This is a genomic window from Citrifermentans bemidjiense Bem, assembly GCF_000020725.1.
Lineage (GTDB): Bacteria > Desulfobacterota > Desulfuromonadia > Geobacterales > Geobacteraceae > Geomonas > Geomonas bemidjiensis.
In genome coordinates this window covers 1,022,168-1,040,932 of record NC_011146.1, presented here as the reverse complement: position 1 = coordinate 1,040,932, position 18,765 = coordinate 1,022,168, and the positions used below count along the sequence as shown (strand labels likewise).

The following is an 18,765-nucleotide window of genomic DNA, read 5'->3' as shown; positions in this document are numbered from 1 at the left end:
CCCCAGCCGTTACATGTAGACCATGACCCGGAACGTGAGCCTGCCGTCCATGGTGGTGAAGGGGATGGTTACCCCCTTGCATTGAACCACCATGCTCCCGTCGCTAGCCGCCTGCTCGGGAGGGTCGGTGATCGGCCTCAGGCGGCCGGAGAGTACCAGGGGAAGTCCCAGCGCCACGCTGCCGTACTGCTCGTGGTACTTGGTCTTGAACACGCCGGCGATGTTGTTGACCACCTCGCCCACCGCGTCGTTGATCGATTCGTCGTCCGCCTCGTCCATCATCATGAGTTCCTTCGCTATCTGCTCGGCCGACCCTTTCTCGGTGGCGAAGAGGATGTAGCCGACCCGGTCTCCGGCGACCCCGACGATGCCGACCACGTCGCTATGCAGCGGGTTTATCTTCTTTTCCACCTTCCCCGCGAAGATGTCTGTGTTCATGTAGCTCTTGAAGGTATCCTGCGTGGCGGACATGATGGTGAACATGATTTCTTCGAACGTGATACTGCTCAAGGCAACCTCCTGAGGTTCAATTGGCAATTGACGCTTGGTCTTAAACCAATTGACAATTGACAATTGATAATTGACAACTAAATGCCGTGGTATTCATAACTAGCGCCAGGCCCGTCCCTTTTTCATTATCCCCAATGCTTCAAGTTGGACTGGACACTGCCCGCTGCGTGGTAGTGGTTTGTATTTCGTTGTCAATTGTCCATTGTCAATTGTCAATTGGTTCACAAGAACTGCGCCGGGTTTTCGGTGCAGACGATCCCTTCCAGTACATCGAGCAGCCGCTCGTTGAACGAGCCCTTCATCTCCTGCTTCATGATGGAGACGGCAATGGCGGAACTGAGGGCCTTACGGCAGGCACGGTCGATGGTTAAGGTGCAGTAGACGTCGCAGATGGCGGCGACCTGCGCGCTGCGGGAAATGGCCGGCCCTTTCAGCCCCTGGGGATACCCGTTGCCGTTGTTGCGCTCGTGATGACAGCGCACGACTCCGAGGGAGATCTCGGAAAGCCTGGTGTTTTTCTTGAGGTACTGGTACCCCTCTTCCGGATGCTTGCGGTATTCCTCGATCTCGGCCTTGGAGAGCTTCCCTTCGTTGTTCAGGATCGCTGGCGCAACGAATACCTTGCCGAAATCGTGCAGGAGAGTCCCGATACCGACGTCGAGCATTTCGTCGTGGGACAGAAGGTAGGCCTCCGCATGCAGCAGCACCGACAGCGCGGTCACCTGCAGGCTGTGCACGAAGGTGTAGTAGTTGTGGGCCATCACGCTTTCCAGGGAATTGAAGGAATCGCGGTCGCTGGCCAGGTACTGCAGCAGGTTTTCCACCAGCCGCTTGCTACGGGAAAAATCCGAGACCTTCTCTGGGTGTTCGAAGATGTCCCCCACGAAGTTGATGGAGGTCTGGTAGATGATCTTTCCCTTGGTCTTCGCCTGCAGCGTATTGTCCTTCAACACGCGCTCGGCGTTGTTCTCCATGAAGGTCGTGATCACCTCCAGGTCGGCCGGACTTACGAAGAGGAACTCCACCTTGTTTTCCATGAGCCGTTCCTGGTCGCTGGCGGTGAAATTGCGGCCATGGCTCTTGTAAAGGATGTATTTTTCACCACTTCTGATGTAAAGGGCCACATCCGGGAAAAGATCGGCCTGGATGCTTTCTATGCTGACGGGTACGTACATCTCCCCCATGGCGCCACCTCCGTTGTTACCGTTGCCCCCCTGCGTTGGTGGGCACAGGAACTATATCGGCAGCACGCTCATGAGCTTAAGGGCCAGCAGGGCTTTTTCCATTTTAACGGCTATATCCCGGTCAGTTCCTCGATCTTCAATTCCAAGTCGTCCCCGTTTACCCGGACCACCCCATTTTCCTCCTCGGTCCGGATCACCCCCTCCTCGATCCACACCCTGAGCCGCTCCTCTTCCACCCCGAATTTCTGGGCCGCTTCCGAGATGGTGTACCAGGTCTTCGTTATCAGCATGGTCTACCCCTTTGCCAGCTCTTCCCGAAGATCGAGAAATTAAGAAAACAAAACCGGCGTCGTTTTAATTACAGCTCCCAGATGCATGGTACCGCTCTTGCCTAGCGTGTCAAGCGGCGCCAAGCGCAGCTTCCCGCTGAAATATCACCGAGATCGCCAGCCTTAATTTTTTTCCCTTTTCTCATGGGAACTTCTGCCGATAAGTACAAGGCACACTGCTTAATGAACTGTGCCTGCCGGAGATAAACCAATGCCCAACAAACAAGAACGCGAAACCATCCTTTTCGTCGATGACGAGAGAAGCTACCTCGCCTACACCAGAGGGGTCTTCGAGAACAGGGGGCTCAACGTACTGACTGCTGCGTCCGCACTGGAGGCGCTGAAGATCGTCGAGGAGCAGAATGTCGCCGTAGTCATTTCGGACAACGAGATGCCGGGGATGCGTGGAATAGAACTGCTGTCAAAGATCAAGGAGGTCTCGCCGCACACGGTGAAGATCATGATGACCGGAAGCGCCGACCTCTCCACCACACTGGCCGCCATCAACAGCGGCGAAGTCTTTCGTTTCGTGCTCAAGCCGTGGAAGAAGGCGGACATGCTGCGTGCGGTGAAAGACGGCATCCGCAGGTACCGCGTGCTGCAGTCGCTCAAGCGCGAGGACGAGTTCATCCTGTTCTCGCTGGCGCAGACCATCGAGCTGAAGGATGCCTCCACCAAGGGGCACTGCGATCGCGTGGCCACCCTCGCCATTAAAATCGCGGAGCGGCTGGGGGTGTCCGAGGAGATAAAGCAGGAGATCAGGTACGGCAGTTGGTTGCACGACTGCGGCAAGATCGGGGTGCCTGAGGCGATCCTGAACGCGGAGCGCGGCTTGACCGACGAGGAGTTTCAGGTCGTGATGAAGCACCCGGAATGGGGATGCGAGGTGGTGCGCAAGGCGAACCTATCGAAGACGGTGCAGAACATCGTCCTTTACCACCACGAACGCTACGACGGCAAGGGGTACCCACAGAAGCTGGACGGAGACCGGATACCGATCGAGGCGCAGATAGTGGCGACCGCCGACATCTGCGACGCCCTGACCATGGACCGCCCCTACCGCAAGGGATTCACCCGTGACGAGACGATCGGGACCATGAACGAGATGAAGGGAAACCACCTGGCGCCGCGCCTGGTGGAGGTCCTTCTGGAGGTTCTGGCCGAAGAGGCCGAAGTGCAGGGATAAAAAAAGGGAGCGCATCGCGCCCCCCTTCGTGTGCCTCTCATGCTGCCCGCCAGGTTACTTCTTCCGGTATTGATCCAAGGCCTTTCGCACCCGCCCCTCGTCGAATCCCTTCAGCACCTGGGCGTCATCCCCAATCACGATGACCGGCACTCCCTGGCTTTTGTACTTCCCGGTCAAAAGCTCCATCGCATCGCTGTCGAGTTCGACGTCGCGGTTGATGAAGGGGATGTCGTTGCGGGTGAAAAATTCCTTCGCGGCCTTGCAGTGCGGGCACCACGAGGTCGAGAACAGTACTACCTTGGGATACTTCTGCGCCGGAGCGTGCTGACCTAGCGGGCTCTGCGGCATCTGCCCCGCGGCTAGGCCCGAAAGCGGAAGCAGAAGGAAAACCGCCAATGCTGTTGTCATGAATCTACGCATGTCACTCCCCCTTTTGGGTACCTTTTTTCCCGGCCCCATCAAGCTTCAACTGCCGCCGCACCATGTTGAAACTGAGCGTCTTCGGGTTCCCCGGCCGCCGCACCAGGATGAGCACGGGGCTTCCGGCCCGCCCGCGCAGCCTGCGCTCTACGATGAACTTGAAGTCGCTCCCAACAGTCGGCGTCCCGTCCACCTGGGTTATCACGTCCCCCGCCTTGATTCCGGCCAGATGCGCCGGCCCGCCAGCCACCAGCTGCCTCACCACGATGGTGCCGTCGGCCCTGGGGACGCCGTCGATACCGACTCCTCCGAAACCGGGCTCTTTGCCGGAAGCGGCCGGCGCCATCAGGAACAGGCAAAGCAATAGGGCGAAAATACTCTTCATCATAGGGAGCAAACCTATACGAACCCCGGGTGGATTGTCAACTATGCTTTTGCTGTGGCCTGACCTGTATGCTATAAATGGTCATTAAAATCTACCAGCGGAGCGGCTCACATGACAGCGAGAACCAGGGTAAAACAGGCACTGAGCGAGGGACGGCCGGGCGAGACTTTACTGCTCAAGGGGTGGGCGAGGACGGTGCGGACCGGCAAGGGAGTGACCTTCATCTCCCTGAACGACGGATCGACACTGGCGGGGATACAGGTGGTGGCCGAGCCGGAGCTTGCCAATTATGCAGAGGTTGCCGCGCTTGGCACAGGAAGCGCGCTCACCGTGACCGGCGTGCTGCAGGAGTCGCCTGCAGCGGGGCAGGAACTGGAGCTGAAGGCGCTCTCGGTAGAAGTGGTGGGTACGGCGGACCAGGAATACCCGATGCAGAAAAAACGGCACAGCTTCGAATACCTGCGCACCATCGCCCACATGAGGGTGCGCAGCAACACCTTCGGCGCCGTGTTCCGCGTCCGGTCGGCGCTGGCCCAGGAGGTGCACCGCTTCTTCGCCGAGCGCGGCTTTCTATACGTGCACACCCCCATCATCACTGCCAACGACTGCGAGGGGGCGGGGGAACTCTTCCGCGTCACCACGCTGGACCTGAACAACCCGCCCCGGGTCGAGGGTGAGATCGACTTCGCGCAGGACTTCTTCGCTAAAGCCACCGGCCTTACCGTGAGCGGGCAACTGGAGGGGGAACTCTTCGCCCAGGCCTTCTCCGACATCTACACCTTCGGCCCCACCTTCCGCGCGGAAAACTCCAACACGGCGCGGCACGCCGCCGAGTTCTGGATGATCGAGCCGGAGATGGCCTTCGCCGACCTCTCCGACGACGCCGACTTGGCCGAGGCCTTTCTGAAAAGGCTCTGCCGCTTCGCGCTGGACAACTGCGACGACGACATGCGGTTCTTCAACGCACAGATCGACAAGGGGCTCATCGAGCGGATAGAGGGGGTGGCGCAGGCCTCCTTCGCCAGGATGGATTACGGCGAGGCGATCGAGCGGCTCAAGAAGGCGCCGGTCTCCTTCCAGTTTCCGGTGGAGTGGGGGCTCGACCTGCAGTCCGAGCATGAGCGCTACCTGACCGAGCAGGTGGTCGGCGGCCCGGTCTTCATAATGAACTACCCCAAGGACATCAAGGCATTTTACATGAGGCTCAACGACGACGGCAGGACCGTCGCCGCCATGGACCTCTTGGTCCCCAAGGTGGGAGAGATCATCGGGGGGAGCCAGCGCGAGGAGCGGTTAGAGCCGCTGATCGGCCGGATGATGGAGGTCGGGATCGAGCCGGAGTCGCTTTCCTGGTACCTCGACACCAGGCGCTGGGGCTCGACCCCGCATGCGGGGTTCGGCCTCGGGTTCGAAAGGCTGATCATGTACCTGACCGGGATGGAGAACATCAGGGACGTGATTCCTTTCCCCAGGACGCCGAGGCACGCGGAATTCTAGGATAGCAATTAACAATTGACGATTGACAATTGACAACGAAACACCACCTACCGAAGGCTCAACGAAAAGGGGCCGGCGGGTCAGCTTGTAGCTGCTTTGCCGGCCCTTCTTTGTTTTTTTTTGCGGTGCTGTCTCTATTGGCGTCTTTGGTTCTAGTTGCTGGCGGTGCGGTCGCCGTTGGCGGGCCAGTAACTGCCGCCGGAAATGGTGGCGGTGATCTTGCCGATTTTCACCTTGGTGGTCATCTTCACCGGGATACGCAGGGAATCGTCGGTAAGCCAGACGGTGACGTCGCCGGTACGGGAGAAATAACCTTCGGCCTTCATAATCGGCTTCACCACGATGGTCTTGAACCTGCCCAGCGGGGTGCTGATTTCCTCGCGCCTGAGCACCTTCACTTCGGTATTCCAGAGCGTGTTGAAGTCGTAGATGTCGACGTAGACGGACCTCCCGGGGACCAGCTCCAGGGTCCTGACGTAGTAGACGCAGGAAAGGGAATCAAAGGTATTGGCGCTGATCTTGTCGACATGCTTGGACTTATCCAAAAGGTTCCGCGACTCCACCTTTAACTCCTGCGGGTCGAAGAAGGCCTCTTTCAACCTGCGGTGGCTCCCCTCCTGGATCTTGTTGCGGGAGTACTTCGGGGTCCCGAAGCGGTCGCCGCTGCCGCGGATGATCACGGATTCGGCGCGGTCGTCGACCTTGAAGAAGGTGTCGATCCAAGAGTTGGAGCGCGTGGTGGAAACGATGTGCATCTCGTTTCCTTTGGTGGAAACCTCGTGCACGGAGGTGGCGGCCTTCAAGCCGGTCCAACTTACGTCGTAGACCAGCTTTTCGTTGTTGCTGAAGGCTGAGGCGGGAAAAGCATGCAGGGGAATGAGTAATGCGGCCAGTATAATGAGGACGGAAATTTTCATGACTACAGCTTATATCCACTTGGAATTATTTTTCAAGGGAAAAAGCCTAGGTTTTATCTAATGTTACACAGCTACCCACGACAGGCGCTTCTTCTATGATCGTCTTAAAAGAAGATTAGGCGCCGGAACTCTTGGTTATCATTATAACGCCGACCGCCACCAGGATGGTTCCGGCCCAGCGCATGGGGCTCACTATCTCGTGCAGGAAGTACTGAGACAAAAAGGCCACCAGTATATAGTTTAAGGCCTGCATCGGCAGCGCCACGGATAAGTCTTCCCAGGATAGGACCGCGAGCCACAGGAAGAAGAAGATGGCGAGCATCGCGGTTCCCAGCACCAGTTTCGGCGTGGTCAGCGCCTGCTGGGAGACTTTCAGTATCCCCCTGAAATTCATGGTAGAGAGATCGCCCAGCTCTTTCATGCCGCTGGCGAGCAGCACGTCCCCGATGGTTCCGGCGGTGACCGCCATCAGCATGACCACAACGGTCTTAAGCATACGTCTTTTCCTCTCCACGGTAATTTCTGAGCCGTATCCCCAACTGGGCCAGCTTCTGCGCCGTTTTCGGACTGGTCAAAGCGGCCAGTTCCTGGTCGTGCAGGTAATCCGGCATCCGGCGCTCCAGCGTCTCGCAGGGACGGCGGCCTGGATGGAAATAGATCTCGGTGAGACCTTCCCCCACGCCCTCCAGCGCCCGCAGCAGGTACTGTTCCGTCATCCGCCCCGAATTGAGCAGCCCCTTCACCTCGGCGGCGTACCGGATACCGAGCCGGTCGAGCATCGGGCGGCAGCGCTTGGCGAGCGAGGCGAAGATGAAGGCGTCGGCGCATTTCCCGACGACCCTCTTTCGGTCGAGGGCGAGGTTCGCAGCCAAGTTCTCCCGGGTGAGCCGGAAGCTTTTGATGCCATAGCGCGGCATCAGCTCGCAGAGGATGTCGAACACCACCGGGTGCATGTGGATGTTCAGGTGCCCGTCGATGTGGCAAAGTTCCACCCCGGCATCGAGGCACTTCCGGATCTGCGCCTCGATCTCCTGGTGCAGCTTCTTTCTCAAGGGCTTCAGGAAGAAAAAACGCATCCCCGCCAGCACCGGGTCGTCGCCGAAGCAGCCGCTTGCGTCGGTCAACGGCGGCAGTCCGTGTTGCGTCAGCACGCCGCTTCCCTGCACCAGGGTCAGGTGCAGCCCGACCTGCAGGAGTGGATTGGCGCGGGCGTACGCCACAGCCTCGTCGAAGGCGTCCCCCCCGACCATGAGCGAGGCGCTGGTCAGTACCCCGTCCTCCCACCCCCGATAGACGCCCTCGTTGGCGCCATTGGAAAGACCGAAGTCGTCCGCGTTGATCACTAGCTCTTTCATCGACTTCCTAGGCGCAGGTCTGCTTGCGCTTTCTCATGTAGCTTAGGTACTGCGCCCCCTCCTTGAGAAGCTTCTTGCGCTGGGCGGAGTCGACCAGCATGCTGAAGAGGCTGCGCGCGATGTAACGGGGGCGGAAATAGAACTTGTTGTAGAAGAGTTCGACCGCGTCGAAGATCTCCTTATTGGAGAGGTCGGGATAGTTGATGACGCATTTCTGGTGCCCGCTGGCATCCAGGAAGCTGTCCGAGGCGATCCACCCCTCCTTGAGCGCCATATCGTAGAACTCGGTGCCGGGATAGGGGGAGGCGAGCGAGACCTGGATCGAGGTGAGGTTGAGATCTATGGCGTAGGCGATGGTCTCCTTGATGGTCTCCCTGGTCTCCCCGGGGAGCCCCAGCACGAAAGCGCCATGTATGGTGAGGCCGAGCTTGTGGCAGTTGCGGGTGAACTCGATGGCCTGCGCCTTGGTGACCCCTTTCTTGATGTTCTTCAGGATCTGCTCGTTCCCCGTCTCGTAGCCGACCACCACGTGGTGCATCCCGGCGTCGCGCAACTCCTTGAGCGTCTCGTAGTCGCAGTTGGCCCGCGCGTTGATCACCCAGGAGACGTTGAGCGGCTTGATGGCCCGGGCAATCGCCTTGGCGTGCTCGCGGTCGGCGGTGAAGGTGTCGTCGTCGAAGGAGATCTCCTTCACCTGGGGGAGGTTCTCCTTGATCCAGCGCACCTCTTCATACACGTTCTGCGGGCTCCTCTTCCTCAGGGTCCGCCCGGAGAAGGTCTGGGGCCACAGGCAGTAGATGCAGCGCGAGGGGCAGCCGCGGGAGGCGTAGATGGAGACGTAAGGGTGCCGGAAATGCGGGATGACGTACTCATCGATGGGAAGGTCGCGATGGTAGACCTGGCTTGCAAAGGGGAGGCTGTCGAGGTCGGCGATGGGGGGGCGGTCCTTGGTGTGCACCACCTTCCCGTCCTGCAGAAAGCTGATGCCCTCCACCTCCGCACGCGGCTTCCCTTCGCAAAGCTCCTTGGTGGAGTAGTCGAACTCGCCGCGGCAGACTATGTCGACGGCGCCGGCGGCGAAGCGAAGCGATTCCTCGGGGAGGACGCTCACGTGGGGGCCGGTCAGCACCGTGACGGTGGCGGGGTTCTGGGCCTTGACGCGGCGGGCGGTTTCTACGTCGATGGCGAGCGTCGGGGTGGAGGTGTACATCACCACCATGTCGAACTCTTTGGCGATCTTCAGGCAGGCATCGAGATCGAGCCGCTGCACCGGGGCATCCACGACCCGGGCTCCGGGGATCATCCCTGCGGGATAGGTAAGCCAGCCGGGAAACCAGAAGGAGGTAACCTCGCGGGAGGCTTGGTAGCGCGCACCGGCCCCCCCGTCGAAGTCCTCGAAGGTCGGCGGGTTCAGAAATAGCGGCTTCATGATTCACCCTCCAGATTAGCAGTATCACACAAAAATTAGAGGCCTGACTATATGTCGGCGCATCCAGTTTGTCAAGTTAACCCTCTTTGACATTGCGGCAAAAGCCCCGCTCTGTTAAAGTGCGCGAACCAAACTACAGGAGCGCCTGGCCATGAAGACAGAGTGCCTCGGGGCGGTGGCCGCCATGCCCCAGGAGATAGCCCCGCTTTTGCGACGGGTGCGGCGGTTCCAGAAGGAAAAGATCTCCGGGTTCAACCTGTACCGCTTCGACTGCGGCAGTACCCGCGTCGCCCTGATCGAATCCGGGATGGGGCCCGACCACGCGGCTCTTGCCACGGCAACCCTGATCCGGAGCGCCTCGCCGCATGTGATCCTCAACTTCGGGTTCTGCGGCGGCGTGCTCCCCGGCCTAACCGTAGGCGACCTGGTGCTGGCCGAGCGGGTCTTCGCGCTTGCCGGGGGGAGACTGAGCGAGGTGCTCACACCTCCTCTGCCGCTGACCTCCCCGATCCTGGAAAGCTGCCGCAAACACGGGCTCTCTTCCCGGCCCGGCTCCTTCATCACCGCCACCGGTGTGGTGAACAAGCGCGCGCTCGCGCAGACGCTGGAGGGATCGATTCACGAACCGGTGCTGGAAATGGAGAGTGCTGCGGTGTTCCGGGAGGCCGAAAAAGCCGGAATCGAAGCAGTGGCGCTCAGAGGGGTGAGCGACCCGGCAGAGGAAGAACTTGGCTTCGACATCGCCGAGATCTGCGACTCGGAGCTGAACCTGAGCCCGTGGCGGCTCGTGCTCACCCTGGCCAAGAGACCTTCGCTGGTACCGCAGTTCATCCGGCTGGCGCGGAACTCCAAGGTAGCGGGGGCAAACCTGGCGCTCGGGGTGGAGCTGGCGCTTTTGGTGCTTAGCGAAACGCAGTAAACAAAAGGGTCAATCGAAGCTTTCGGAGAAGCGTGCCGCTATCTCTCCCTTCAAGTAGGCGTCCGCTTCGGCCGCGGTCGAAAAGGAAAGGGCGCGCGAGGCGACCTGGCGGGCCTCCTCCATGCTGCAGCGGCGCAGGATCTTCTTGACCCGCGGTATGGAGACCGCGTTCATGGAAAGCTCGTCGAAGCCGAGACCGAGAAGGACCGGGAGGTACTCCGGCTCCCCCGCCATCTCGCCGCAGATGCAGGCGTCGATTCCCGCGCCGTGGGCCGCGTCCACCACCATCTTCAGGGAACGGAGCACCGCCGGGTGCAACGGCTCGTAAAGCGAGGACAAATGTTCGTTGGTGCGGTCGATGGCGAGGGTGTACTGGATGAGATCGTTGGTGCCGACGCTGAAGAAGTCGACCTCCGCGGCTAAGAGGTCGGCGATGACCACGGCCGACGGGATCTCGATCATGATGCCGACCTGGATCTTTTCATCGAACGGATGGCGCCCGCGCAGCTCTGATTTTGCTTCCTCCAGGAGCGCCTTGGCGGCGCGTACCTCGGCCACCCCGGAGACCATGGGGAAGAAGAGGCGGACTTCGCCGAAGGCGCTGGCCCGGAGGATGGCCCGGAGCTGGGCCTTGAAGGCCTCGGGCTGACGCAGCGAGAAGCGGATCGCCCTTACCCCCAGGGCCGGGTTCATCTCGTCGGTAAGTTCCAGGTCGGTAAGGCACTTGTCGCCGCCTATGTCCAGCGTCCTGATGGTCACCGGTTGCGGGGCCATATTCTTCACCAGCGCCGCGTAGGCCTCGAACTGCTCCTCCTCGCCGGGAAGCGTGCTCCGGTTCAAGAAGAGCATCTCGGTGCGGTACAGGCCGATCCCCTCGCCGCCGTGCCGGTGGATGCCGGCCACTTCCTCGATGAACTCGACGTTCCCCTTTAGCCGCATCCGGTGGCCGTCGAGAGTCACGGCCGGCAGGTCCCGCAGCTTCAGCAGTTCCCTTTCCACGTACTCGTAGCGCTGCTTTTTCTGCAGGTAGTCCCTGAACTGCTCGACGCCCGGGTTGACTATGACCACGCCGGTGGCGCCGTCGACAATCAGGGTATCGCCCTCCCCCACCTCGAGCGTGGCCCGCTCCAGACCCACCACTGCCGGGATCTCGAAGGCGCGCGCCAGGATGCAGGAGTGGGAGGTCTTCCCCCCAGGTCGGTGATGAAGCCGATCACCTTCTCCTTGTCGATCTGCAGGATGTCCGCCGGGGAGAGGTCGTGGGCCACCACGATCGCCTTCCCTTCGATCTTGGCGATGGACTCCTGCTTCTGCCCTACCATGTTCCTGAGCACCCGCTCGACCACCGTCTCCACGTCGTTGCCGCGCTCGCGCAGGTAGTCGTCCTCCACCCCGTCGAAGAAGGACTTGAAGCGCGTCAGGGTCCTTTTGAGCGCCCCTTCGGCGTTGATGCCGAGCCGTTCTATGTACTGGGTGGTCTCGCCCACCAGCATGGTATCGTCCAAAAGCATCAGGTGCGCGTCGATGACACAGAGGTGTTCCGGGCCGTGGGTGCTGGAGAGCTGGTCCTTGAGGGCGCAGAGCTCCCCCTTGGCCCGCTCGATCGCCTTGGCGAAGCGTGCCACCTCTCCCGGGATCTCCTCGTGCGCCACCACCACCTCGGTCACCGGCACCCGGCGCCGGTCCGTGATGCGGACCTCGCCGATGGCGATCCCGGCGGAGGCGCCGATCCCCTTCAGCTCTTTGGAATCACTCCTCTCCAAACCCATTGCGGATCAGCTCCCCGATAGCCGCGAACGCCTCGGCGTCGTCCGGCCCCTCGACCTTGAGCACGACGGTGCTCCCCTTCCCCGCGGCCAGCATCATGATCTCCATGATGCTCTTGCCGTTCACCTCGATCCCCTCGCGCTCAATCCTGATCTCGGAGGCGAAGCGGCTCGCCGTCTTGACCAAGAGCGCGGAGGCCCTGGCGTGCAGTCCCAGCTTGTTAGGTATGACGAATTCACCCTGAATCATAGTTGACCTTTTATTTCTTCAGGTAGTCACCGGCTACGGTGATCCCCTCGACGGCGCTCTCTTTGAGCTTGAGACCCAATTCCCCCACGGTGCAGCGGCCGCGCTCCTGGGTGAAGCGGATCAGCATGGGGAGGTTCACGCCGGTAAGCACCTCGACGCGCCCCTCCTCGAGAAAGGAGATGCTCATGTTGGAAGGGGTCCCCCCGAACATGTCGGTCATGATGATGGCGCCCCCCTCCGAGACCCGGGCCACAGCGTCCTTGATGGCGGCCATCACGTCCGTTGCGGAAGCGTCCGGGGTCACCCCCACTGCCTCGGCAAGTTCCAGCTTGCCTACTATCATCTCCGCCGCGGCCAAGAGCTCGCTGGCCACACCGGCATGCGCTACCAAAAGCAATCCTATCATCCCAACCCCTTATCTATGTCCCTGTGTGTAATCTTGATGTTCACGTTTCTCTGGCGGAAGTAGTTGTAAAGCTCCTCCGCGATGGCGACCGAGCGGTGCCTGCCGCCGGTGCAGCCGATGGAGACCGAGAGGTACGACTTCCCCTCCCTGCGGTAACTGGGGAGCAGGAGTTCCAGCATGTCCCTGAAGTGCTCCAGGAAGACCACCGTTTCCTTGTGCCCCATGACGTACTCCCGCACCCCCTGGTCCAGCCCCGAGAAAGGGCGCAGCGTGGCCACGAAGTAGGGGTTCGGGAGAAAGCGCACGTCCATGACCAGGTCGCTCTCCAGCGGCAGGCCGTAGCGGAAGCCGAAGGACTGCAGGTTCACCTGCATCTCCAGCACACCCTCCCCCCCCTTTACCAGCCCGATCACCAGCTCTTTCAGGCGGTGCACGTTCATCTCGGAGGTGTCGATGATCGCCGTGGCGATGCGCCTTAGGCCCGCTAGCTGGTCGCGCTCGAAGCGGATACCCTCGGGGACCGTCGCCCCCTCAAGCGCCGGGTGCCGGCGCCGGGTCTCGGAGAAGCGGCGGATCAGCACCTCGTCGGTCGCGTCGAAGTAGAAGATCTTGACGCTGTGCCCGGCGGAGGCGATGGCCTGGAAGACCTGGTCGTACCCCTTGATGAAGTCGCGGGAGCGGATGTCCATCACGAGAGCTACGTCTTTTATGTCCTCGCGCGAGTGCTCTACCAGTTCGATGAAGGTGGTAACGAGGGAGACCGGGAGGTTGTCCAGGCAGAAGAACCCCTCGTCCTCCAGGGCGCGCACGGCGGTGGATTTTCCCGAGCCCGAGAGCCCGGTTATGATGACGATGCGCATGCTATTCCACCTCGTTGCCCAACGGCCGGAATTCCAGGCGGGCCAGGAGCTTTTCGTGGAATTCCCGGGCGGAGTGGTACCCCATCCCCTTCAGCAGGAAGTTCCTGGCGGCCACCTCGATGATGGAGGTGAGGTTCCTGCCCGGACGTACCGGGATCTTCAGGTGCGGCAGGTCCACGCCCAGGATGGTCTTCATCGGCTCGTCGATCCCCAGGCGCTCGTACTCCTGGCTTGCGTCCCACTCCATGAGCTCCAGGACCATGTCGATGATCTTCTTTTCCCGGATGGAGGAGACCCCGTAGAGGTCCTTGACGTTGATGATCCCTAAGCCCCGGATCTCCATGTGGTACTGGATCGACTCTCCCGCCTGCCCGACCAGCGCCGCCGGCATCTTCTTCTTGATGTGGATCACGTCGTCGGCGACCAGCCGGTGTCCGCGGATCACCAGGTCGAGGGCGCACTCGCTCTTGCCTATGCCGCTCTTGCCTAAGAGCAGCACCCCCACCCCCAGGACGTCTACCAGCACGCCGTGGATGTGGGTCGAGGGGAGCAGGCTCTCCTCCAGGAACTTGGTGATGAGGGAGATGAAGGTGGAGGACTGGTGGTGCGTGCCCAGAAGCGGGATTCCGGCATCCTGGGCACTCTTCTTAAGGAATTCGGGGGGATCGAGCCCCTTGGTGACGATGAAGCAGGCGATGGGGTAGCTGCAGAGCTTCTCGATGTGCCGGCTCCCCACTTCCTCGGGGATCTGGCTCAGGTAGGAGATCTCGGTGTTGCCCAGTACCTGGACCCGATCCGGGTGCAGGTGCTCCGTGTACCCGGTGAGCGCGAGCCCCGGTTTCTGGATGCGGGAACTGTAGAGACGGTTGGCCAGTCCCGCTTCGCCGCCGAGCAGCTGCAGGTCCAGGCCGTAGGCCTTGTCTTCCAGAAGATCCTTGATGCTGAGGCTCATGCTTGTCAATTGCGTCGACCTTTCCCCCGTGCAAGCGAAAAGCCCCAGAAGGGGCCGTAGATGATGGGAGGCGCCACGGGGGGCGCCTCCCTATCCTTTACCGGGAGCTAAAAGCTCCCTTTTTCAGCATGGCTGCCGGCGTGCCGGCGATCAGGCGATCTCCGGGGAGATCAGGCCGTAGTTGCCGTCTTTCCTGCGGTACACGACGTTGATCTTCTCGGTGGAGGACTCGGTGTAGACCAGGAAGTCCTTGTGCAAAAGTTCCATCTGCATCACGGCTTCCTCGACGGACATGGGCTTCATGGAGAAGCTCTTGGTCTTGATGATGACCGGGGCCTGTGCCCCTTCTTCGATGCTCTGGGCCTCGACGATGCTCTTTTGCACCTGGCGCTCGCGGGCGTCGGGGGCGGGCTTGTGGGCCTTGATGCGCTCCTTGAAGCGGCGCAGCTGGCGCTCGATCTTGTCCGAAACTGCGTCGATGGAGGCGTACATGTCGTTGGTTTCTTCTGCGGCCTTGATGGTGATCCCCTTGGCGGTGATGGTTACCTCGGCCATGTGACGGATCTTCTCAACGGTCAAAAATACCTGGACGACGATCGGCTCGTCTATATATTTCTTAACCCGCTCCAGTTTCTCTTCTGCGTAGCTCTTGAGAGCGTCGCTCGGCTCCATGTGTCTGAACGTCACGGTTGTTTGCATAATAAGTACCTCCCTTTATTGTCAATACACGCGGCTCACGCGCCGGCCGACGGCGGCGCCCGCGTTTAGAAATGCTTCTTGCGCTCCGAAGACGAGCCGATCCGAAGCATCTCGCGATACTTGGTAACGGTGCGGCGGGCTATGACGATGTTGTGGTCCGAGAGGAGTTCCGCCAGGCGCTGGTCGCTGTAGGGGCGCTTGGAGTCCTCGTTGTCCACCAGTTCCTTGATCTTGCTCTTCACGCTCTCGGAGGCGATGAAGTCCCCCTCCCCGGTCGAGATGCCGGAGTTGAAGAAGTACTTCAGCTCGAAGAGCCCCTGCGGGGTCTGCATGTACTTGTTGGTGGTGACACGGCTGATGGTGGACTCGTGCATGCCGATGTCCTCGGCGATGTCCCTCAGGACCAGCGGGCGCAGGTGCTCGATGCCGCGGTCCAGAAATTCGCGCTGGAACTTCACGATGCTCTTGGCCACCTTGAAGATGGTGCGCTGGCGCTGCTGGATGCTCTTGATGAGCCACAGGGCGGAGCGCATCTTCTCGCCGATGTAATCCTCGGCCACCTTGTCCACCGGGCGGCTGCTCTTGGCGTCGGGGGCGTAGATGGGGTTGATCCTCAAGTTGGGCATCCCCTCGTCGTTCAGCATCACCACGTACTCTTCACCCACCTTGTGCACGAAGATGTCGGCCGAGATGTACTGCACGTCGTCGCTGCCAAAGACCCGCCCCGGCTTGGGATCGAGTTCCGCGATGATCCTCGTGGCGGCGAGGATGTCGTTCACCTCCACCCCCAGCACCTTGGCGGCCTGCTTGTACTTGTGGCTCTCCAGGTCCTTAAGGTGGTCGCGCAACAGCGACTCCACGAGGCTCCCCCCCATGCCGAGGCTGCCGACCTGGATCAGGAGGCACTCGCGCAGGTCGCGAGCCCCGACGCCGACCGGGTCGAATTCGTGGATCCGCTTCAACACCGAATCGACCAGCGGAACCAGCACGGCAGTGGAGAAACCGCCCGCAGCATCGGCGATCTCTTCCTCGCAGGCGTCAGAGCCGAGCCCCGACCACTCGAGCATCTCTTCCTGAAACGGGGCAACCTGCACGCAGGCGGAAGCTACGTCCTCGAGGGAGGCGCGGAGGTAGCCCTCCTCGTCGATGTTGCCGATGATTTCGGCTCCTACCACAATCTCGCGCTCGGTGAGGCGGGTGAGGCTCAGCTGCCACATCAGGTGGTCGAACAGGGTGGATTTCTTGGTGAGGAGGTTCTCGAAGGAGGGACGGTCCTCGTCGTCGTAGTACTGCTCGCCGGAGCTGTAGTTGTAGCCGTCTATGTAGGAATCCCAGTCCGCCTCGCGCGTCTCCTCGCCGGCCCGCACTTCCTGGAAATCGCTCGCTGCGGCCTCCGGCTCGGCTTCCTTCTCGCGCAACTCGATCTGCTCGGGTTCCCGGATCTCCTCCTGCTCGATCACCTCGTCGAGTATGGGGTTCTCCTCCAGCTCCTGACGTACTACGTCCTGCAACTCCAGCCGGGAAAGCTGGAGGAGCTTGATGGCCTGCTGCAACTGGGGCGTCATCACCAGTTGCTGACTCATTTTCATCTGCTGGCGCATCTCTATTGCCATAAGTCCTCGCTGAATCCGTGTACTGCTACGACAGTTCCTTTCTAAGCGGATGAAGTTCTACGTGCTGTTTATGCGTTGTTAGTTGCCGGTTTAACAGTTACAAGCTGCCGGTTCTCCGCTTGCTGTGCGTTATTCGGCTACAGTCTGCCTCTGTTATGACTTGCGCCTACGCTCATTATAACCGCGGAAAGCGATTTGGAAAACGGGGAAAGCATTATTTTTTTAAAACGAAAGAATTAAAAACAGAACAAAGAACGTCGCCGCCGTCAAAGCCTGAATTTATCGCCCAGATAGATCTCGCGGGCCTTCTTGCTCTGGGATATCTGGACCGGGTCCCCGCATTCCAGCACCTCTCCGGCGCTCATGATGTAGGCCTTGTCGCAGACCCCGAGGGTCTCCCGCACGTTGTGGTCCGAGATCAGCACCCCGAGCCCCTTTTCCTTCAGGGTGGTGATGATGCTCTGTATGTCGATCACCGCGATCGGATCGATGCCGGCAAACGGCTCGTCCAGGAGGATGAAGGCCGGATCGGTCGCGAGCGCCCGGGCTATCTCGACCCGGCGCCTCTCGCCGCCCGAAAGCGCGTAACCCTTGCTCCCGGCGATGTGCTCGATGCGGAATTCTCCCAAAAGCTCCTCGACCCGCTCCCGGCGCCTAACCTCTTCGAGGTCCATGGTCTCCAGTACCGCCATCAGGTTGTCCCTCACGCTCAGGCGCCTGAAGACGGAAGGCTCCTGGGGAAGATAGCTGATGCCGCGCCTGGCGCGCTGGTACATGGGAAGCGCCGTGATCGGCTCGCCGTCCAGGATGACCTCCCCCTGGTCCGGGCGGCACAGCCCCACGACCATGTAGAAGGTGGTCGTCTTGCCGGCCCCGTTGGGCCCCAAAAGCCCAACCACCTCTCCCGACGAGACCTCGAGGTCCACGCCGCGCACTACCATGCGCTTGTTGAACCCCTTCTCAAGCCCCTTGGTGCAGAGGGTGCTACGGTTTTGCGCCGACATTTTTCCCTCCGGGGTGAATGACCGCTTCCACCCGCTCCTTCGGGCCGCCGGTTACAATGCTTCTCTGCTCGTTGATGAAGTAGGTAATAACCTTCCCGGTCACCACGTCATCCCCTACCACGACCCTGGGGTTGCCGTCCAACAAAATCACCCCCCGCTTCGGGTCGTAGACCGCGTGCCCCCCGGTAGCCTGCCGAATCCCCTGCAGAATCCTGACGTTGCCGAATGCCTCCACCTTGGAGAGCTCGTTGCCGTCGCCGGCGGAACTCACCACCAGCCGGTCCGTGTACAGGGTCAGCTCGCCCTGGTGGGCAACCACCTTCCCCTCGAAGGTCGCCGTCTTCTTCTCGTTATCGGCAGTTAAGTTGTCGGACTTAACCTTCAGGGGCTCATTTCCGCTTATCGGCGCGGCAACAGCCCCCGAAACGAGCAGCAGCAACAGTATTAATTGGCAAAAGACGCTCCGCATCACCTGGCCTCCTGCTGCCGAAATACGGCGCTCACGTCCTTTTTCAACTTGAACCTCCGTGTCTGCGTCTGAAACTCCATCCCTACCCCTTCCAGTTCGTTGCCCCCGTCGCTGAAGCGGACCCGTTCCTCGCTCACCAGCAGGGAGCGAGACGCCAAGTAGCTCAGGTTGGAGGCGGAGAACCGAAGCCCCTTGCTGCTCACCCCTGTTACGTTGCCGGACAGGACCACGTCCCGGGTCCCGTTATGGTACAGCGCACGGTCAGCAGTGATCACCAGGTCTCCGAACTTCGCTGCACCTGCCACCGTAAGCCGTACCGTCGCAAGGGAGGTCAGGTCCTTTTTCTTGTTGTACTCGGCTTTCTCGGCCGCAAGGTCCCACCGCTTCACCCCCTGTTTGGTTTCCGTGTAGTGGAACTTCTGCAGCGAGATGTCCACCTGCAGCGGAAGCTTCCTTACAGGCAGCTTCGGCACCATACCGTGATCCATTCGCAACAGAATTGTTCCTACCACCAAAAGGGATGCTACGATGGCCACCAGACCGAGAAATCGCTTGATATTATTGAAGTTATTCATAATTCCGCTGCAAAGTATAGCATCATAAAATTTCACTGTA

General features: G+C 60.6%; 21 protein-coding genes and 1 pseudogene. 3 read left to right on the top strand and 19 right to left on the bottom strand.

Annotated elements, in window-relative coordinates; genetic code table 11:
• Positions 1 to 9: 9 nt before the first annotated feature.
• The 3 genes from GBEM_RS04415 to GBEM_RS04405 all read right to left on the bottom strand — a co-directional run bounded on the left by GBEM_RS04415 (position 10) and on the right by GBEM_RS04405 (position 1,984).
• Positions 10 to 510, bottom strand: coding sequence for a chemotaxis protein CheX (locus GBEM_RS04415; RefSeq protein WP_012529321.1), 501 nt, complete (start codon positions 508 to 510; stop codon positions 10 to 12).
• A 221-nt stretch (positions 511 to 731) separates the two neighbouring features.
• The gene (locus GBEM_RS04410) at positions 732 to 1,694 is read right to left on the bottom strand and encodes an HD-GYP domain-containing protein (protein ID WP_012529320.1); all 963 of its coding nucleotides are present in this window, start codon (positions 1,692 to 1,694) and stop codon (positions 732 to 734) included.
• Between the two features lie 110 nt (positions 1,695 to 1,804).
• A complete protein-coding gene (locus GBEM_RS04405; RefSeq protein ID WP_012529319.1) occupies positions 1,805 to 1,984 on the bottom strand; it encodes a MerR family transcriptional regulator in 180 nt (59 codons plus the stop codon).
• A gap of 250 nt (positions 1,985 to 2,234) precedes the next feature.
• Here GBEM_RS04405 and GBEM_RS04400 point away from each other — a divergent pair, with 250 nt between their 5' ends.
• Complete coding sequence (locus GBEM_RS04400) at positions 2,235 to 3,209, top strand: HD domain-containing phosphohydrolase (RefSeq protein WP_012529318.1); 975 nt, start codon at positions 2,235 to 2,237, stop codon at positions 3,207 to 3,209.
• A 54-nt stretch (positions 3,210 to 3,263) separates the two neighbouring features.
• On the opposite strand, the gene GBEM_RS04395 is transcribed toward GBEM_RS04400, so the two are convergent.
• Both GBEM_RS04395 and GBEM_RS04390 read right to left on the bottom strand, forming a co-directional pair.
• The gene (locus GBEM_RS04395) at positions 3,264 to 3,629 is read right to left on the bottom strand and encodes a glutaredoxin domain-containing protein (protein WP_012529317.1); all 366 of its coding nucleotides are present in this window, start codon (positions 3,627 to 3,629) and stop codon (positions 3,264 to 3,266) included.
• A 1-nt stretch (position 3,630) separates the two neighbouring features.
• Positions 3,631 to 4,017, bottom strand: a complete 387-nt coding sequence (locus GBEM_RS04390; RefSeq protein ID WP_012529316.1) for a S41 family peptidase — start codon at positions 4,015 to 4,017, stop codon at positions 3,631 to 3,633.
• Positions 4,018 to 4,125: 108 nt separating this feature from the next.
• Between GBEM_RS04390 and asnS the strand changes: the two genes are divergently transcribed.
• Positions 4,126 to 5,511, top strand: coding sequence for an asparagine--tRNA ligase (gene asnS / locus GBEM_RS04385; RefSeq protein ID WP_012529315.1), 1,386 nt, complete (start codon positions 4,126 to 4,128; stop codon positions 5,509 to 5,511).
• Positions 5,512 to 5,663: 152 nt separating this feature from the next.
• On the opposite strand, the gene GBEM_RS04380 is transcribed toward asnS, so the two are convergent.
• The 4 genes from GBEM_RS04380 to hpnJ form a co-directional block, all read right to left on the bottom strand.
• Positions 5,664 to 6,428 (bottom strand): DUF3108 domain-containing protein, encoded by a 765-nt coding sequence (locus GBEM_RS04380; protein WP_012529314.1) that lies wholly within the window; start codon positions 6,426 to 6,428, stop codon positions 5,664 to 5,666.
• Between the two features lie 115 nt (positions 6,429 to 6,543).
• Complete coding sequence (locus tag GBEM_RS04375; protein ID WP_012529313.1) at positions 6,544 to 6,924, bottom strand: EamA family transporter; 381 nt, start codon at positions 6,922 to 6,924, stop codon at positions 6,544 to 6,546.
• On the bottom strand, positions 6,917 to 7,783 hold the full coding sequence (hpnK, locus tag GBEM_RS04370; RefSeq protein ID WP_012529312.1) for a hopanoid biosynthesis-associated protein HpnK: 867 nt from the start codon (positions 7,781 to 7,783) through the stop codon (positions 6,917 to 6,919). Before hpnK ends, GBEM_RS04375 begins: the two co-directional genes overlap by 8 nt.
• Before the next feature lie 7 nt (positions 7,784 to 7,790).
• A complete protein-coding gene (gene hpnJ / locus GBEM_RS04365; RefSeq protein ID WP_012529311.1) occupies positions 7,791 to 9,212 on the bottom strand; it encodes a hopanoid biosynthesis associated radical SAM protein HpnJ in 1,422 nt (473 codons plus the stop codon).
• Between the two features lie 151 nt (positions 9,213 to 9,363).
• On the opposite strand from hpnJ, the gene GBEM_RS04360 reads away from it, so the two are divergent.
• Positions 9,364 to 10,131, top strand: coding sequence for a phosphorylase family protein (locus GBEM_RS04360; RefSeq protein ID WP_012529310.1), 768 nt, complete (start codon positions 9,364 to 9,366; stop codon positions 10,129 to 10,131).
• Positions 10,132 to 10,140: 9 nt separating this feature from the next.
• Here the strand turns inward: GBEM_RS04360 and ptsP are convergent.
• The 10 genes and pseudogenes from ptsP to lptC all read right to left on the bottom strand — a co-directional run bounded on the left by ptsP (position 10,141) and on the right by lptC (position 18,725).
• A pseudogene (gene ptsP, locus GBEM_RS04355) lies at positions 10,141 to 11,900 on the bottom strand (phosphoenolpyruvate--protein phosphotransferase).
• Entirely contained in the window at positions 11,881 to 12,147 is a 267-nt protein-coding gene (locus tag GBEM_RS04350; protein WP_012529308.1) for an HPr family phosphocarrier protein, read from the bottom strand. Before GBEM_RS04350 ends, ptsP begins: the two are co-directional and overlap by 20 nt.
• A 10-nt stretch (positions 12,148 to 12,157) precedes the next feature.
• Positions 12,158 to 12,553, bottom strand: a complete 396-nt coding sequence (locus tag GBEM_RS04345) for a PTS sugar transporter subunit IIA (protein WP_012529307.1) — start codon at positions 12,551 to 12,553, stop codon at positions 12,158 to 12,160.
• Positions 12,550 to 13,413, bottom strand: a complete 864-nt coding sequence (rapZ, locus tag GBEM_RS04340) for an RNase adapter RapZ (RefSeq protein ID WP_012529306.1) — start codon at positions 13,411 to 13,413, stop codon at positions 12,550 to 12,552. The genes GBEM_RS04345 and rapZ overlap by 4 nt, the downstream gene beginning before the upstream one ends.
• 1 nt (position 13,414) lies before the next feature.
• On the bottom strand, positions 13,415 to 14,365 hold the full coding sequence (hprK, locus tag GBEM_RS04335) for an HPr(Ser) kinase/phosphatase (RefSeq protein WP_012529305.1): 951 nt from the start codon (positions 14,363 to 14,365) through the stop codon (positions 13,415 to 13,417).
• A 150-nt stretch (positions 14,366 to 14,515) separates the two neighbouring features.
• A complete protein-coding gene (hpf, locus tag GBEM_RS04330) occupies positions 14,516 to 15,064 on the bottom strand; it encodes a ribosome hibernation-promoting factor, HPF/YfiA family (RefSeq protein WP_012529304.1) in 549 nt (182 codons plus the stop codon).
• Positions 15,065 to 15,129: 65 nt separating this feature from the next.
• Positions 15,130 to 16,677, bottom strand: coding sequence for an RNA polymerase factor sigma-54 (rpoN, locus tag GBEM_RS04325; protein ID WP_012529303.1), 1,548 nt, complete (start codon positions 16,675 to 16,677; stop codon positions 15,130 to 15,132).
• A gap of 266 nt (positions 16,678 to 16,943) precedes the next feature.
• Positions 16,944 to 17,681, bottom strand: a complete 738-nt coding sequence (lptB, locus tag GBEM_RS04320; RefSeq protein WP_012529302.1) for an LPS export ABC transporter ATP-binding protein — start codon at positions 17,679 to 17,681, stop codon at positions 16,944 to 16,946.
• A complete protein-coding gene (gene lptA / locus GBEM_RS04315; protein WP_012529301.1) occupies positions 17,662 to 18,150 on the bottom strand; it encodes a lipopolysaccharide transport periplasmic protein LptA in 489 nt (162 codons plus the stop codon). Before lptA ends, lptB begins: the two co-directional genes overlap by 20 nt.
• Positions 18,150 to 18,725 carry an LPS export ABC transporter periplasmic protein LptC gene (gene lptC, locus GBEM_RS04310; RefSeq protein WP_012529300.1) on the bottom strand — a complete coding sequence of 192 codons (576 nt, stop codon included), beginning with the start codon at positions 18,723 to 18,725 and terminating at the stop codon, positions 18,150 to 18,152. The genes lptA and lptC overlap by 1 nt, the downstream gene beginning before the upstream one ends.
• Positions 18,726 to 18,765: the final 40 nt, after the last annotated feature.